Annotated in this window: 14 protein-coding genes, 1 tRNA gene and 1 riboswitch; of the genes, 6 read left to right on the top strand and 9 right to left on the bottom strand. The window is 61.1% G+C overall.

Going from position 1 to position 15,814, the window contains the following annotated elements; all coding sequences use genetic code 11:
- Positions 1 to 272: 272 nt before the first annotated feature.
- The 4 genes from VFL62_RS07830 to VFL62_RS07815 form a co-directional block, all read right to left on the bottom strand.
- A complete protein-coding gene (locus VFL62_RS07830; RefSeq protein ID WP_325171796.1) occupies positions 273 to 1,679 on the bottom strand; it encodes a sodium:solute symporter family protein in 1,407 nt (468 codons plus the stop codon).
- Between the two features lie 60 nt (positions 1,680 to 1,739).
- Positions 1,740 to 1,994, bottom strand: coding sequence for a hypothetical protein (locus VFL62_RS07825; RefSeq protein ID WP_325171795.1), 255 nt, complete (start codon positions 1,992 to 1,994; stop codon positions 1,740 to 1,742).
- A 235-nt stretch (positions 1,995 to 2,229) separates the two neighbouring features.
- Entirely contained in the window at positions 2,230 to 3,372 is a 1,143-nt protein-coding gene (locus tag VFL62_RS07820) for a ribonucleotide-diphosphate reductase subunit beta (protein WP_325171794.1), read from the bottom strand.
- Positions 3,373 to 3,382: 10 nt separating this feature from the next.
- Positions 3,383 to 6,277, bottom strand: coding sequence for a ribonucleoside-diphosphate reductase subunit alpha (locus VFL62_RS07815; RefSeq protein WP_325171793.1), 2,895 nt, complete (start codon positions 6,275 to 6,277; stop codon positions 3,383 to 3,385).
- Positions 6,278 to 6,400: 123 nt separating this feature from the next.
- Positions 6,401 to 6,634, bottom strand: a riboswitch (cobalamin riboswitch).
- A gap of 104 nt (positions 6,635 to 6,738) precedes the next feature.
- On the opposite strand from VFL62_RS07815, the gene VFL62_RS07810 reads away from it, so the two are divergent.
- Positions 6,739 to 6,993, top strand: coding sequence for a hypothetical protein (locus VFL62_RS07810; RefSeq protein ID WP_325171792.1), 255 nt, complete (start codon positions 6,739 to 6,741; stop codon positions 6,991 to 6,993).
- Between the two features lie 4 nt (positions 6,994 to 6,997).
- Entirely contained in the window at positions 6,998 to 8,062 is a 1,065-nt protein-coding gene (locus VFL62_RS07805; protein ID WP_325171791.1) for an aromatic ring-hydroxylating dioxygenase subunit alpha, read from the top strand.
- 20 nt (positions 8,063 to 8,082) lie between these two features.
- Here the strand turns inward: VFL62_RS07805 and VFL62_RS07800 are convergent, their stop codons facing one another.
- The 4 genes from VFL62_RS07800 to VFL62_RS07785 are packed head-to-tail and all read right to left on the bottom strand — an operon-like array spanning position 8,083 to position 11,629.
- Positions 8,083 to 8,817, bottom strand: coding sequence for a GntR family transcriptional regulator (locus VFL62_RS07800; RefSeq protein ID WP_325171790.1), 735 nt, complete (start codon positions 8,815 to 8,817; stop codon positions 8,083 to 8,085).
- Positions 8,814 to 9,656, bottom strand: coding sequence for an ABC transporter permease (locus VFL62_RS07795; RefSeq protein ID WP_325171789.1), 843 nt, complete (start codon positions 9,654 to 9,656; stop codon positions 8,814 to 8,816). Before VFL62_RS07795 ends, VFL62_RS07800 begins: the two co-directional genes overlap by 4 nt.
- 8 nt (positions 9,657 to 9,664) lie before the next feature.
- Positions 9,665 to 10,516 (bottom strand): ABC transporter ATP-binding protein, encoded by an 852-nt coding sequence (locus VFL62_RS07790; RefSeq protein WP_325171788.1) that lies wholly within the window; start codon positions 10,514 to 10,516, stop codon positions 9,665 to 9,667.
- Between the two features lie 24 nt (positions 10,517 to 10,540).
- The gene (locus tag VFL62_RS07785) at positions 10,541 to 11,629 is read right to left on the bottom strand and encodes an ABC transporter substrate-binding protein (protein WP_325171787.1); all 1,089 of its coding nucleotides are present in this window, start codon (positions 11,627 to 11,629) and stop codon (positions 10,541 to 10,543) included.
- 204 nt (positions 11,630 to 11,833) lie between these two features.
- On the opposite strand from VFL62_RS07785, the gene VFL62_RS07780 reads away from it, so the two are divergent.
- The 4 genes from VFL62_RS07780 to VFL62_RS07765 all read left to right on the top strand — a co-directional run bounded on the left by VFL62_RS07780 (position 11,834) and on the right by VFL62_RS07765 (position 15,147).
- Positions 11,834 to 12,616 carry an SDR family oxidoreductase gene (locus VFL62_RS07780; protein WP_325171786.1) on the top strand — a complete coding sequence of 261 codons (783 nt, stop codon included), beginning with the start codon at positions 11,834 to 11,836 and terminating at the stop codon, positions 12,614 to 12,616.
- Positions 12,617 to 12,626: 10 nt separating this feature from the next.
- Complete coding sequence (locus VFL62_RS07775; protein ID WP_325171785.1) at positions 12,627 to 13,508, top strand: alpha/beta hydrolase; 882 nt, start codon at positions 12,627 to 12,629, stop codon at positions 13,506 to 13,508.
- 233 nt (positions 13,509 to 13,741) lie between these two features.
- Positions 13,742 to 14,020, top strand: coding sequence for a hypothetical protein (locus tag VFL62_RS07770; RefSeq protein WP_325171784.1), 279 nt, complete (start codon positions 13,742 to 13,744; stop codon positions 14,018 to 14,020).
- Positions 14,021 to 14,301: 281 nt separating this feature from the next.
- The gene (locus tag VFL62_RS07765) at positions 14,302 to 15,147 is read left to right on the top strand and encodes a CmcJ/NvfI family oxidoreductase (protein WP_325171783.1); all 846 of its coding nucleotides are present in this window, start codon (positions 14,302 to 14,304) and stop codon (positions 15,145 to 15,147) included.
- A 466-nt stretch (positions 15,148 to 15,613) separates the two neighbouring features.
- Here VFL62_RS07765 and VFL62_RS07760 read toward each other — a convergent pair.
- Positions 15,614 to 15,689, bottom strand: a tRNA-Lys gene (locus tag VFL62_RS07760).
- Between the last annotated feature and the right edge of the window lie 125 nt (positions 15,690 to 15,814).

Raw genomic sequence — 15,814 nt, 5'->3', positions numbered from 1 at the left:
TTTCGCGTGATATCACGCGTGCCATTCGCGCTTGTGATGGTGAATGAAGACGAAATTTTAAATCATTGATGCTGTTATTAAAAGGCCGCACCGCCGCGCGGCCGAGTAGCCGGGCGCCGCCCTTTTTCACCTACCCCAGAGAGCGAAAGCGCTCGGCTACTTCGCAAAGTTTGAGCCTGACTGGTTCAGGTGACGCCGCCATGACCGGGAACGCTGGAACTTTGTTCTCGGCAGGAGAACTACGGACAAATGGGCGCCGTTTTCGCGAAAATTCAGCGGAATTCGTGTGGCGGCTTCGTCGGGCCAACCCGTCCTCTCGTCAGCAATGAACTCGTGCCCATCACCACCAGCGGGATGACCAACGCCACGTAGGCGTTATCGATGCCGAACGGATTGCCCATCAGGAACCAGCCGATCGTTGCGACCAGCGAGCCGAGAATGCTGAGCAGCGCGCCGCCTCTGGTGCCGAGCCACGGCGCGTAAAAGACCAGCAGCACGAGGACAGACAGGGACGCCCGGATCGCCTTTGCCAGGAAGGTGACTTGCAGGACGTTCGGCGCGTAGATCGCAAGCGCGATCGGCAACAAACCGACCACCACGGTCGTCACCCGCACGAAGAGGAGAGAGCGGCGCTCATCATCTTTGGCGCTCACGAACCGCAGGTAGAAATCCTTGTAGAGCAGGGTAGCGGTGGAAACGCTGATCGCGGAAATCGTGCCGAACAGCGAGGCTGCCAGTCCTGCGGCGACGATGCCGGCCATCGGACCGTTCATGTCGCCGATCAACGCCGAGAATGCGTTGATCGACTTGATGCCGGGATGGAGCACCAGCGAGCACATGCCGATGAGGGCGGTGGCGATGCCGAACGGTATCAGCAACGCGGCTGCGCTGAAGCTGGCGACCTGGGCCTTCTGCCGGCTCTCGACGGTGTTGATGGCCTGAATGACGTACTGCGTCGAGAAGGTCGCGCCCATGCCTGCGATGAACCAGGCGAAGATCTGGCTGACGCCGACATTGGTCCAGGAAAACATCTCCGCCGGCAGACGGGCCTGCAACTGATCGAAGCCGCCAACCTTGGTCAGCCCGAAATACAGCGCGATGCCAACGCCGGCATATTTCATCAGCGAGTGAATGACGTTGGTATAGACCACGGACCTCATGCCACCGACGAAGACATAGAGAACCGCGACGACCCCGCAAAGGACGGTTGCGAGCGTCCGATCCACCGCAAGCAGCACGCTGAGGATGGCGCCGCCGCCGGCGTAAAGCGCCACCGCCACGATCTGCAGCGCGAAGATCATGACGAGCGAGGTGGCGATCTTGGTTGAGGGCCCATAGACCTCGGCGAACACGCCCGAGATGGTGTTCTGCCCGGACTCTTTGTACTTCCCGGCGAGAAACCAGGCGTAGAACAGAAAGCCCGCGCCGAGCGCGATGATGTTCCACGCCGCCGAAATTCCGGCAATATAGGCTTCCTGTGCCGTGCCGACGCTCGCCGAGGTACCGATGAATTCGGACATCAGCATCAGGCCGACGAGAACGGCGGGAACCCCGGAGCCGGTGGTGCCCGAGGTGAAGGTCGTTGCCGTCGTGACCGACCGCTGCACGACGCTGGTCAGCAGGCCAAGCCCCGCCATGTAGGCGACCACGACGGCGAGGGCCACGTAGTTGGGTTGCATGACGGCTAGATATCAAGGCGCCGGCGATTGCGCCATGCGCCTGATTGACTACCCCGCAGCCTAGCGGCCGCCGCACTCGGCCGGGACGAAACTCGGGTTCATCATGCAGGCGTTGTCGAGCGAGGCATCCCAGCCGCCACGCCGGCGCCAGCCGCTCCAGGCCATGTAGTCGCAATATTTGCTGTGGGGATTTCCGGCTTCGCGGGTCGCGCAATAGATACTCTGGCCGTAGGAGCCAGCAGTCCACGGCCTCGCAATCGCCGAGCCCGTGAGGACGACCAGCGTCGCGGCCGATAGCAGGATGATCTTCTTCATGTGGGTTTCCTCTTGGTGGTCTCTCATTACCGAATTAGACACCCTCCATAAAGACTTCATTCCATGAGCGGATACGGCTCACGACATTGTAACCGCATATCGGCTGCGAATGCGGCTGTGCAAGCCGCATCCGACCGACAATTGCCCCGGCCTGAACCAAATCAAGCGCGAAGCGAAACGCCCGGCGACATCCGGAGCGTTTGCGTGGCCAGACTGATCGAGGCCGGCTTTCGTCTCAGTCCCAGCTGAGTGCACCGCCGTTCTGATATTCGATCACGCGAGTCTCGAAGAAGTTCTTCTCCTTCTTGAGGTCCATGGCCTCCGACATCCAGGGAAACGGATTTTCGGCCTCGGCGAACACCGGCGCGAGTCCGATCTGAGCGCAACGGCGATTGGCGATGAAGTGCATGTATTGTTCGCAAAGGCCGGCATTGAGTCCAAGGAAGCCGCGCGGCATCGTGTCCCGCCCGTAGGCTGCCTCCAACTCGGCCGCCTGCCGGATCATCGTGCGCGCCTCGTCCTGGAATTCAGCCGTCCACAAATGCGGGTTCTCGATCTTGATCTGGTTGATGACGTCGATCCCGAAGTTCAGATGGATGCTCTCGTCGCGCAGGATGTATTGGTACTGTTCGGCGATGCCCACCATCTTGTTGCGACGGCCGAGCGAGAGAATCTGGGCAAAGCCGGTATAGAACCACATCCCCTCGAACACGACATAGAACGCGATCAGGTCGCGCAAGAAAGCCCGGTCGGTCTCCGCCGTACCCGTGGAGAATTGCGGGTCCTCCAGGCTCTGCGTGTGTTTCAGCGCCCAGGCTGCCTTGTCGGTGATCGAGGGGATCTCGCGGTACATGTTGAACAGTTCGCCCTCGTCGAGACCGAGGCTTTCGACGATGTACTGGAAGGTGTGGGTGTGCACCGCCTCCTCGAAGGCCTGGCGAAGCAGGTATTGCCGGCATTCGGGGTTTGTCAGGTGCCGATAGATGGCGAGCACGATGTTGTTGGCCACGAGTGATTCCGAGGCCGCGAAGAAGCCGAGGTTGCGCTTGATGGCGCGCCGCTCGTCCTCGGTCAGGCCATCGCGGGACTTCCACAGCGCGAGATCGGCCTGCATCGAGACTTCCGTCGGCATCCAGTGATTGTTGCAGCCGGCGAGGTACTTCTCCCAGGCCCATTTATATTTCAACGGCAGGAGCTGATTGACGTCGGCGCGGCAGTTGATCATGCGCTTTTCGTCGACCGATACCCGGCCGCCGCTGCGATCGATCGGGCCTGAGGCCGCGGCGTCAGCCGGTTTCGCCTGCGGCGACCTCCGCAAAGCGTTGATTGTCTGAAGCTGCGAAGCCCCCGTCGGCTCGGTATCTGACCAGTCGAGCATCGTTGTCTCCTTACTGGCAGGCTTCGCAATCGGGATCGTCGACCCGGCAGGCCTTGACACTTTCAAGGTCAGGCGCCGCCGGCATTATGATCGGCGCGTGCGAGATCGCAGACGCGACCGAGACCGCGTTGAGCTTGCCGTCGATGCCCTTGAGCGTCGATTTCTCGACGTGGGTCGCCGAGCGCGAGCGCAGGTAATAGGTGGTCTTGAGCCCGCGCTTGAAGGCGAGACGATAAAGCGCATCGAGCTTCTTGCCGGAGGGATTGGCGATATAGAGGTTGAGCGACTGGGACTGATCGATCCATTTTTGCCGGCGCGCGGCCGCCTCGATCAGCCACGCGCTATCGATCTCAAACGCGGTGGCATAGAGCGCCTTTAGGTCGTCAGGAATGCGGTCGATCTGGCCGACACTGCCGTCGAAATACTTCAGGTCGGACACCATGACATCGTCCCACAGGCCGCGCGCCTTGAGGTCGCGCACCAGCAAGTCGTTCACCACCGTGAAATCACCCGACATGTTCGATTTGACGAACAGGTTTTGATAGTTGGGCTCGATCGACTGCGACACGCCGCAAATGTTGGAAATCGTCGCGGTCGGCGCGATCGCCATCACGTTCGAATTACGCATTCCGGTAGACTTCACCTTGGTGCGCAGGCGGTCCCAGGCAAGCGTCGAGGAGCGGTCGAGATCCAGCCCGCCGCGGGCTTCGGCGAGAAGTTCGATCGAGTCGATCGGCAGGATGCCCTTCGACCATAACGATCCCGAAAAGCTCGGATAGCAGCCGCGCTCGGCGGCAAGATCGCAGGAAGCTTCGATCGCGTGAAAAGAAATCGCTTCCATGCTGAGATCGGCGAAGTTGACAGCTTCATTGGAGGCGATCGGGATGCGCTGGACCTGCAACGCTTCCTGGAACCCCATCAAGCCGAGCCCGACCGGGCGGTGACGCAGGTTGGAGCGCCGCGCTTCCGGGATCGTATAGAAGTTGATGTCGATGACATTGTCGAGGATGCGCACCGCTGATGTCACCGTGCGCTTGAGCTTGGCGTGATCGATCCCTTCGCTGCCGACGTGATTGAGCAGGTTGACCGAGCCCAGATTACAGACCGCGACCTCATCGACGGACGTGTTGAGCGTGATTTCGGTGCACAGGTTCGACGAATGAACCACGCCGACATGCCGTTGTGGCGATCGCAGATTGCAGGGGTCCTTGAAGGTGATCCAGGGATGGCCGGTCTCAAACAGCATCGTCAGCATGCGCCGCCACAAGTCACTCGCCCGCAGCGTCTTGAAGACGCGCAGGCCGCCGGCCTTTGCTTTGGCTTCATATGCCTCGTAGGCCGCCTTGAAGTCCGCGCCATAGAGGTTGTGCAGGTCGGCCGTCTCGTCCGGCGAGAACAGCGTCCACTCGCCATCGACCTGCACCCGCTGCATGAACAGATCCGGCACCCAGTTGGCCGTGTTCATGTCGTGGGTGCGGCGGCGGTCGTCGCCGGTATTCTTTCGCAGATCGAGGAATTCCTCGATATCGACGTGCCAGGTCTCGAGATAGGCGCAAACGGCGCCTTTGCGCTTGCCGCCCTGGTTGACGGCGATCGCGGTGTCGTTGGCTACCTTCAGGAAGGGAATGATGCCCTGGCTCTCACCGTTGGTGCCTTTGATATGGGCGCCAAGTCCGCGCACCGGCGTCCAGTCGTTGCCAAGCCCGCCGGAATATTTGGCGAGCAGGGCGTTGTCCTTGATCGATTTGAAGATGCCGTCGAGGTCGTCCGAGACTGTGGTGAGAAAGCACGAGGAAAGCTGTGGACGCAGCGTGCCGGCATTGAACAGGGTCGGCGTCGAGGCCATGAAGTCGAATGACGACAAGAGATCATAGAACTCGATCGCTTTGGCTTCGCGGTCGATCTCGCGCAAGGCCAGTCCCATCGCAACCCGCATGAAGAACGCCTGCGGCAACTCGATGCGCTTGCCGCGGACATGCAGGAAATAGCGGTCGTAAAGCGTCTGCAGGCCAAGGAACTGGAATTTCAGGTCGCGATCGGGTTTCAGTGCGGCAGCGATCTTGGCGAGATCGAAGCGCGCGAGTTCGGGATCGAGCAGTTCGGCATCGATGCCGGTCCTGACATATTCCGGGAAATATTCGGCGTATCGCAGTGCCATCTCAGCCTGCGAGGCATTGATCGGCATCCGATGCACGTATGACAGCACCTCGCCGCGCAGTCTGTCCAGCAGCAGACGGGCGCTGACATAGGCGTAATTCGGCTCCTGCTCGACCTGCGTCCGCGCGGCCATGATCGAGGCCAGCGCCAATTCGTCCTGGCTGATGCCGTCATAGAGGTTGCGCAAGGTCTCCGCCAGCACCGGAGCAGGGGATACGTCCTCGAGACCGGCGCAGGCCTCGGTGATGATGAGTTCGAGCCGCTTGCTGTCGAGCTTGACGCGCGAGCCGTTCGCCTGCGTGACGTGGATCGTCGATCGGGCGACATCCGTGGCTTGCGCCGCGATCTCTTCGGCGCGTTTGCGCGCGCGGTCCTCGCGATAAAGCACGTAGGCACGAGCCACTTTGTGGTTCTCGCTCCGCATCAGCGCGAGTTCGACCTGATCCTGCACATCCTCGATATGAAAGGTGCGGCCTTCGCCGGCGCGTCGCATCAGCGCGGTCACGACGTCTGTCGTCAGTTGTTCGACGATCTCGTGCACGCGCCGCGAGGCCACGGCGCTATTGCCCTCGACCGCGAGGAACGCGCGGGTCATGGCGACCGCGATCTTGGCCGAATCGAACGGGGTGACCTTGCCGTTGCGGCGGATGATCTGCATGGACGGCTCGCTTTCGACAGCAGCGAGCGGATCCGGACGCAAGTGGGTGATGGGAGCGGAAGCAGTTTCCGCGTGCAGGTCTAACGACATCAGATGGCCCCGTGGTGAGCGTTTTTCGAATTTGACGGGGCGAAGCGAGGACGCCGCAGAATTGTCCGGGCAGCGGTTGGCCGGACAGCGCATGCAAGCGACCGCCGGACACCCCGCCCGTGGACGTTTTTTGCTGTCGCGGCAGGTCTCCTGACTTGCAGGTCGCTGTCGCTCCCAACGCCTTCCCGATGCGAAGCCGCATCAGTGACGCATCAATCGGGAGCAACTCGCTGCTTACAGTTGCGGGGGCAGTGCCGGATTTTCGCGCGCCGATTAGACATCAGTGGCGCAATTCACCGGCTTCCCTCTTAGCCGCCATACCTTGGGGCATGACGGACCGTGACGCCCATATGTGGTGATATTCGCGCTGGCGTGTCAACGATTCGTTCGGAGCAAGATCTGGTTGGCTGTGGAAGGGGTGTGAATGCGTGGAGTGCCCACGCGACGGTGACTGGCTTCGATTGACGAAACATACGATCGTCGTTTTTCGAGCACATTATCGGGGGCGGGCAGATCTGAGGCAATTCTGGATCAAGTGCACGCGCGTCGGCACGGGTAAGCCCTACCACGTGAACATTTCGCTCGTGGGCGGAATGCGGCGCGAAGGCGAGACCACGGTCCTGGAGTTCGTCGGCAGCAACGCTCAGACGATTGAGGTCAACGAGATCCCTGAGGAGATCCTCGCGATCCATCTTGGGGGCGCGGCAGGGAATTGAGAACGTGGACCAGGAATTGAAGCATCCCGAAATCGACGCCGGCAAGGCGCCTGACTTGCGCCGGGTGGGCGCACATCCGGACCATTGGTATCCGGTCGCCTGGTCGCATGAGATCAAACCCGGACAGGTGGTCGGGACCTCGTTCGCAGGCGAGCCGATCGCCATTGTGCGTCCCGAAAAGGGCGAGTTGTACGCGTTGGAAGACCGCTGCGCCCATCGCCAGGTGCCGTTATCAAAGGGCACCGTGAAAGACTGCCGGATTCACTGCTGTTATCACGGCTGGAGTTATGACGCTTCCGGAAAGTGTGACGTTCCTTATCTTGGCAAAGGCAAGCAGCCAAATGGCGTGCGAACCTATCCGGCCTGCGAATGCGATGGAATCGTTTTTATCTGGCCGGGAAGTTTGCCCGCGGCGCCGCAGCCGACAAGTCTCGGCGCTGCCGGCGACAAGTCTTACAAGACCCGACGCTTCGGCCAGGTCGTGAATTGCCACTATACCTTCATGCATGAAAACCTGATGGACATGAACCATCAGTTTCTTCACCGCCGCACCACGGGCAAGGTGACGCCGCGCTATCTCGGCAAACGGGCGGGCGAGGGATGGATGGAACTCGACTATACCTTCGCCAGACCGGACTCGAAGCAGCCAATTGGCGAATCCCTGATCATGGGAAGCTTCCGGCTTGACACCTCCAAGCCACGCGACCGCATGACCATCCGGACCGAGTATCCGCACCAGAGCCTGCGCTTCTGGACGTCGGGCGAGGCGCCGGTACTGCACGTCTGGCTCGGTTACACGCCGGTCGATGCCGAGCAACGGAAGAACCGCTCGTTCATCGTGCTCTCGGTTCGCCGGCCGAAAATTCCCGGCGTGCTGAACCTGGCGTGGCCGATTCTCGCCTGGTTTACCGATCGGGTGTTCGAGGAAGACCGCATCATCGTCGAGATGGAGCAGGCGGCTTACGACGCCCAAGGCGCGGACTGGAATCAGGAGGTTTTCCCGGCGATCAGGGATTTGCGCGAGCTGCTGGCCAGCAACGGCCGCGTGATGCCGGCGCGGCAGGCCTGAATGACCCGGCTCCGCGAGCCTCAGGCAAGTTCGGACAACAGTTTCCGGTCGCCGTAAAGCCGTAGGAAGTGCAGGAGATCGGAAAGCCCGTCGCCTAGCAGCGTGACGTGGGATCGCATGACCTGGGCGGCCTGCATCGCATCGCCGCGGAAGATCGCCTGCATGATCTGCTCATGTTCGGGAATGGAGGATTCCATGCGGCCCGGCTGGAACGTGATAGTTCTACGATACGGCGAGATCTTCACCGTCAGCCGGCGCAATTCCTCGCGCAAGACCCGGTTGTGACTGGCCGCGGCAATTGTTTCGTGAAACTCGAGATTGGCCTCGTAGAAGCCGTCGACGTCGCGAACATTTGCGGCGGCCGCACAAGCCTGGTGCGCCGCCTCGAGACGGTCGCGCTGTTCGGGCCGTATACGGCGTGAGGCCTGCGCCGAGGCCAGCGCTTCCATCTCCGCGGCCACGCTGAAGGCATCGAGCAGATCGGCAAGCGATAATTGCGCGACCTGCAAGCCCTGGCGGCCGCGCGAGACCACGAGCCCGCTCGCCGCGAGCCGCTGCAGCGCCTCGCGAACCGGTGTCCGCGAAACGCCGAAATGATCGGCCAGTTGCCGCTCATCGAGGCGGTCGCCAGGCTTGCGCTGGCCTTTCAGGATCTCGAGTTCGAGGCGATGAACGACGCCGGCCGACAGCGATTCCGGTTCTTCGGACAAGGCTGCCGGTTCCATTGACGGCGATACATCTGAAATGACTTTCATGGAGTCTCCGCCGAATAAAACCGGTTGGCGATCGATTCAGCGAGCGCCACCAGGCCGTAGAGCAGCAGGCCGCAAACACAGAGCACGACGATCGCGGCCATCGATATTTCCGTATCGGCGCGCGCGGTTGCAAAGATGATCAGATAGCCGAGACCGGCCTGCGCGGTGATGAATTCACCGATGATGACGCCGATGATCGCAAGAGTGATCGCGATTTTCATGCCGCTGAAGATGTAAGGCAACGCCGCTGGAAATCGCACGCTGGAGAAGATCTGCCACTCATTGGCGGTCAGCGCGCGGCACAGCCGCAGCATGCTGCGGTCGACGCTGGCAAAACCCGCCGATGTCGATATCACGACGGGAAAGAACGCGATAAAGACCGCAAAAGCGATCCGCGATTGCGAGCCGATCCCAAGCCAGATGATGAAAAGCGGCGCCAGCGCGATCTTCGGGATCAGTTGGAAGAAGACGAGGTTGGGGTAAAGCGCTTCGCGGGCAATTTCCGAATAGGTGATGAGGATCGCCAGCCCGACGCCGAGCAGGCTCGCGATCACGAAGCCAGCCGCCGATTCCAGGGTCGTCGGCACCGCATGCATCAGCAGGATGTCGTAACGCTCATAAATATATTTCCCGATCGAGATCGGCGACGGCAGGATGACGGGCGGGATGTGCCCCAGCGTGACCGCAAGCTGCCAGGCGACCAGCACGATCGCCGCGAGCCCAAGTGGCAACCCCGCGCTCCTCAGGCGGCTCAGTCCGGCATCCCGTGCCGCGGGACCTGCGATGATCGCGCCGGTCTCCGTGCCCATCCCGGTCGAGGGAAGTCCGCTTGAGCTCATCTGCGCTCTCACTCGATCGTGCCGCGCGATTGCGCCGTTCGATCCGGCGAAGGCGCGCCGCTATGCGCCTCCTCGATGGTCAGCCGCAGTTTTCGGCACACCGCCGCGAATTCAGCCGTCTCTTCGATCTCGAAACGCCGCGGCCGTTCAAACGGCATTTTCATGTCGAGCACGATGCTTGACGGGCGCCCGCCCATCACCACGACGCGGTCGGATAAAAACGCCGCTTCTCGAATGGAATGGGTGACGAAGATGACGGTCTTCTTATAGGTCTCCAGAATCTCCGACAGCGCGACGTTCATCTGATCACGGGTGATGGCATCCAGCGCGCTGAAGGGTTCGTCCATCAAGAGAATATCCGGATCGTGGATAAGCGCGCGGCAGATCGCCACGCGTTGTCGCATTCCGCCCGACAGTTGCGACGGCTTCTTGTGCTCGAAATCCGACAGGCCGACCATGGCGAGCAGCTCACGGGCGCGCCGACGATAGGCCTCCATCGGCAGTTTGAGAATGCGGACCGGAAACAGCACGTTGTCGAGCGCGCTCTTCCATGGCAACAGCGTGGCATCCTGGAAAATGATGCCGATCTCTCGCCGCGGCTGCCGGACTTCGGTGCCGCCGAGCAGGATCGATCCGCCGGTCGGCCGCTCCAGTCCGGCAATCATCATCAGCAGTGTGCTCTTGCCGCAGCCGCTGGGCCCGAGCAGGGAGACGAATTCGCCGCGTGCTACGTCGAGCGACGCCGACGCTACGGCGTGCACCGGCGCCTGCCGCGTGTAGTAGGTTTTCTGGACTCCGGCGACGGATACCAGCGGCTCCGGGGCCGGCGTCGCCTCACGCGCAGGTTGGACGGCGAGCATCGATCTTTGATCCGCGCGGAAGCGTCAGCTGACGTATTTACGGAAAGCGGCCGCGTTCTTTTCGGCGGCGGCAAGTTCATCCGCGCTCAACGTGATCTTGCCGACGAACTTATTCGTGAAGAGGGTCTCGACGTCAGGACGCGTCGCGCCGTCTCCGGCGGCATATTTGACCACGAGATCGGCCATCGTCGCGACCTTCTTGGGATCGGCATAGCCGAAGCCATGCTCCTTCACTTCCGGCACGAGATTGGTCAGGTTGGTCAGTCCGAGACCGATCCTGGCGTATTCCTTGCCGGTCGAGGACATCGCAACCTCGCTATTGGCCTTGAGGAAAATATCCACCGCCTCGTCGAAATTGGTCATCGTGAAGCGGATGGCTTCCATCGCGCCTTCAACCAGCGCAGCACAAAGGTTCGGGTCCTTCTCCAGCCGTTGCGGCTGCGTCGTAAGCGACTGGCCGTAGAATTCGATGCCTGCATCGCGGAACAGCATGAATCGGACGTCGGTACCGAGCGGGGCCAGCGAAGGAATCGTGCTGGTGGCAAACGCCGAGGCGGCATCGACCTGCTTTTCCATCAGCGAGCGCTCGCGGACCTTGCCGTCGAGCTGCACCATCTGCACTTTCGCAAGATCAAAACCTGCCTTCTCGGCATAAAGCGGCAGGAACGGATATTCACCCGAGGTGACGCTGGCGCCGAGCTTTTTGCCCTCGAGGTCCTTGGGCCGTTTGATCGGCGAAGCCGCGAGCAGTCCGATACCCATCAGCGCGTCATAGTTGATCTGTCCGATGCAGGTGATCGGCAGCTTCTTGGCTGCCTGGACGATGACCGTCGGTGTGGCGGCCATTCCGAAGTCGAATGTGCCGGCGCTGACGGCTTGAGCGGCCGCACCGGATCCCGATCCGCGCGCGACACTGACATCAAGCCCTGCCTTCTTCCAGAAGCCTTTGTCGCGGGCGACATAGGCGAAGAGGTTGGGACCTTCCGGAATCCATGAGGTGGTGAAGGTCGTCTTGATCAGACCTTGCGAAAGGGCGGGAGCTGCCAGCGTGAAACCTGCGGCGCTGAGGCCCGCTGCACCCATTCCCTTCAACACGTCCCGACGTGAAATCATCGACCTTCTCCCCGACATGCCCCGGCGACCGCCGTCCTGTTTGAGGGCACAGCATCATCTCGAAAGGCGCGGGAGGCAAGCTGGATTATACCAAAATAGCAAACCTGCATATTATTTGGCCAGTATGCCCGCGATATTGTATGCCAAAGTATCAAGAACGGGCGATGATCGGGGCGCACCGGGCAAATAACAAAAGGCAAAGACATGGATTTGGGGCTGAAGGGCAAAACGGTGCTTGTGACCGGTGCGTCGCAAGGGATTGGCGAGGGAGTTGCGCGAGGCTTTGCGGCCGAAGGCTGTCATCTCCATCTCGTGGCCCGTTCGGAGGATCGGCTGACGGCGCTGAAATCGGAGATCGAGAAATCCAACGGCGTGAAAGTCGTGATCCATCCTCTGGACCTGACGGCTCCCGGCGAGATCGAACCCCTGATCGATGCCGTCGGCGAAATTGACGTGCTCGTCAACAATGCCGGCGTCATTCCAAGCGGAAGCCTCTGGGACGTCGACGAGGCGAAGTGGCGCGCCGGCTGGGAGCTGAAAGTATTCGGCTACATCAACCTGACGCGCGCGATCTATCCGAAAATGAAAGCGCGCGGCGGCGGCGTGATCATCAACAACATCGGCAACGGCGGCGAGGTGTTCGATCCCCGATACGTTGCGGGGACAACCGGCAATGCCAGCCTGATGGCCTTCACGCGTGCCATGGGCGGACATTCGCTGGACGACAATATTCGGATTGTCGGGGTCAACCCGGGTCCGGTCGATACCGACCGGATCTACAATATGCTGAAGAAGCGATCCAAGGACATGTTCGGCACCGAGGACCGCTACAAGGAATTGCAGGACCGCTATCCGCTCAAGCGTCCGGCCCATGTCCACGAGATCACCGACCTCATCGTGTTCCTCGCATCCTACCGCTCCGGCTACACGTCGGGCACCATCTTCACCGTCGACGGCGGCATCGCTTCGCGCCGCTCCGTGATCTGAGGAGGGCAGGATGAGCTTTGCCAGGACGAGCGACGGCATCAATCTTTTCTACGAAAGCGTGGGCTCAGGCACGCCAATCCTCTTCGTCCACGAGTTCGGCGGCAGCCATTGGAGCTGGGAGCCTCAGCTCAACTTTTTCGCCCGCCGGCATCGGTGTCTCACCTTCGCCGCGCGGGGATATCCTCCGTCCGACATTCCTGCGTCCGTCGACGCCTATTCGCAGGCGCGCGCGGCCGACGACATCATCGAAGTCTTGAATGCGGCAGGAATCGACAAGGCGCATGTCGTCGGCCTGTCGATGGGAGGCTTTGCGAGCCTGCACGCCGCACTCCGGCACCCCGCTCGCGTCTTGTCGGTGGTTGCGGCCGGCGCCGGCTATGGCGCCGAAAAGATCCATGAAGACTATTTCAAGGGAGTCTCGGCCCAGGTTGCCGAAAATTTCGAGAAGCGCGGCGCGAGAGATTTCGCGCCGATCTACGCCGAAGGCGCCTCACGTGTGCAGTTTCAGGAGAAGGATCCGCGTGGCTGGCGCCTGTTTGCCGATCGGCTGGCGCAACATGACGCGCGTGGGGCTGCCAATACCATGCGCGGCGTGCAGATGCGGCGCCCCTCGCTCTACGATCTCGAAGCCGAGTTTCGCGCCATGCAGACGCCGGTTCTGGTGATGGTCGGCGACGAGGACGATCATTGCCTGCAGCCCGGTCTGTTCTTGAAGCGCACGATCTCTCGATCGGGGCTCGCCGTGTTTCCGAAGACAGGCCATACGCTGAACCTTGAAGAACCCGAACTCTTCAACCGTCACGTCGCAGAATTCATCGCGCAGGTTGAGGCCGGACGCTGGGCGCCGCGCGATCCGCGCGCCGACCCGGCGCAGGTGATGCGCACCGATTGAGGTGCGCTCGCCGCCATTCACGTCCGACCGTGCGATCGGGGATTCCAAATGCGCCCGATTTGGAGTTCATGAGCCCGCTTCATGCCGGCAGAACTCGGCTATGCGCACTGCTCGAACCCGCCCCTCGCAACAGTTAGCGTTGCGAAACCAGAGATGAGCTTCACGATGGTTTGAGATTTCGGAACGTCCAACAGCAAGCCGCATTGGTCGGCTGTTGAAAACGGAGAAATCGAATGAACGTTATGAAGACCATCGCCGCCGCGGCAATTCTCTCTGCCTCCGCCGCAGGCCCCGTCTTCGCGCAGGAAGTTTATGGGCCGCGCGTAGGTGCGGCACCATATGCCGCTGGCCCCGGAAGCCGGGCGCAAACTCTCTATGATCAAGCACCAGGGGACTATTTGCCGCCTGAAGACAGCGACCAGTATCACAATCTGCACAACTTTGGTTTCACAGGACGAGATCCGTCGCGCGTCGGCGGACAGTCACCGAACCTGAACCCACCCGGCAACTAGTTCGCCGGTGTTGGAAGCTGAAACCATATTAGAAGCTGAAGCGGTCCCGGAGTTGCAAGAATTCCGGGGCCGTTTTGCATTGAAGCGGGGCTAAACTCACTGATCAGCGATCTCGTGATCGCCGCGACAAAGCTTATCCGGCATGACCCTCATTTACGAAAGGATTTGCTCCTGTCGACGGTTGCCGGAGTTGGGGCATTGCTATTTCGGCAGCAATTCTTGTGAGTCCATGTTCATCGCGCCAGATTTTGAAGCAGATGCATTGATCCCGGGAGATGCGCATGAGCCTGATCGAGAGAAAAATCGAATCACTGCCTTTCGTCCGAGCTGAACTGAATTACCTGCTGCCGACCGAGGGCAAGCCACGAACCTATGCGTTCGACCCGCCGCCGGGCGAGCCCAAGTCGACGGCATTGCCCGACCCTCATCAGGTCCCAATATTCGACGGCCGTCCGGTCGCCGGCAGCTTTTCGCTCGATCGCGAAGGATTTGCGTTGGTCCGCCATCCCACGGCCGTGCGGGATTTCTATAATGAAAAGGAAATTCGCGACGTCTACTACCCGGCTGCGGAAGCATTCCTGAGGGCGACCCTGCGTGCCGATCGCGTCGTGATCTTTGACCACACTGTGCGCAGGCGGGTTGAAGGTGCCGAGGACGTTCGCGGTGCAGGTCCTCGGCAACCGGCGACGCGCGTCCATGTCGACCAGACCGACACGTCCGGCGCCAATCGTGTGCGCGAACACCTGCCGGCCGAAGCGGAGGAACTGCTGAAAGGGCGCGTGCAGGTGATCAACCTGTGGCGACCGATCCGCGGTCCTGTTCGCGACACGCCGCTGGCCCTTTGCGATTCCGCCAGCGTTGCCGCAGGCGATCTCGTCGCTTCCGACCTGATCTATCCGAACCGCAACGGCGAGACCTATTCGGTGAAATTCAACCCGAATCATCGCTGGTTCTATTTCCCGGAGATGACCGCCGATGAAGCGTTGCTGTTGAAATGCTACGATTCGGCGACCGACGGCCGCGCCAGGTTCGCTCCGCACACCGCCTTTGTCGATCCGACGACGCCGAAGGACACGCCGCCACGCGAAAGCATCGAGCTGAGAACGTTGGTGTTTCACCGGCAGTGAGGCGAGGCGGGCGGTGCCATCTGCTTGCGAGATCGACTGGCCAACTTGGCGCGGCTAGAGTGCTGCGTCAGGTTGTTCATATCTTTCTTTAACTTGTTGCTGGTCGGCTGTGGAATCGCTTAGCGTTTCGGCGGGGTAGGCAAATGAGAGCACGACAATGGCTTCATCTGCCTTGGAAAACGCCCTGACGGCCACCTGCATTCTGATTGCGCTTGCTGTGGTTTGGTGGGGAATCAAGATTCTTGTCGCATAAGGGAGCGTTTCGCTCCCTTATTTGCTTCTGGAAGGCTGTGGACCGACCGACGCCGGTAGCGATTGGTCTGAGTTGCGACCATCACCGTGAAGCGCGGCAGGTTTTGCGACCGCGGCTCGCCTGGTCAATGTCCTGGGATCATTGTCCCACGGGAACACTTACTGCGAGGTCGGAAGCCTTCCGAACCCGCCCGTAAGCCATTGATCCGATTGGTGGTGAGCGCGCTGGGGATCGAACCCAGGACCCCGTGATTAAAAGTCACGTGCTCTACCGTCTGAGCTACGCGCTCGCTCGAGGCGCTGTGTAGGGGCCTGCCGTGTGCGGGTCAATAGCATGCGCGGATTGAAGCCTAACCCGATCGCGGTGATTTCCACCGTGCACGCACCATATTGCGCGCTCAAGCCCGGGCCAGCG

Source organism: Bradyrhizobium sp. (genome assembly GCF_035701725.1).
In the GTDB taxonomy this organism is placed as follows: Bacteria; Pseudomonadota; Alphaproteobacteria; order Rhizobiales; family Xanthobacteraceae; genus Bradyrhizobium.
The sequence above is the reverse complement of the archived record's forward strand: the minus strand, read 5'-3'. Positions and strand labels throughout refer to the sequence as shown.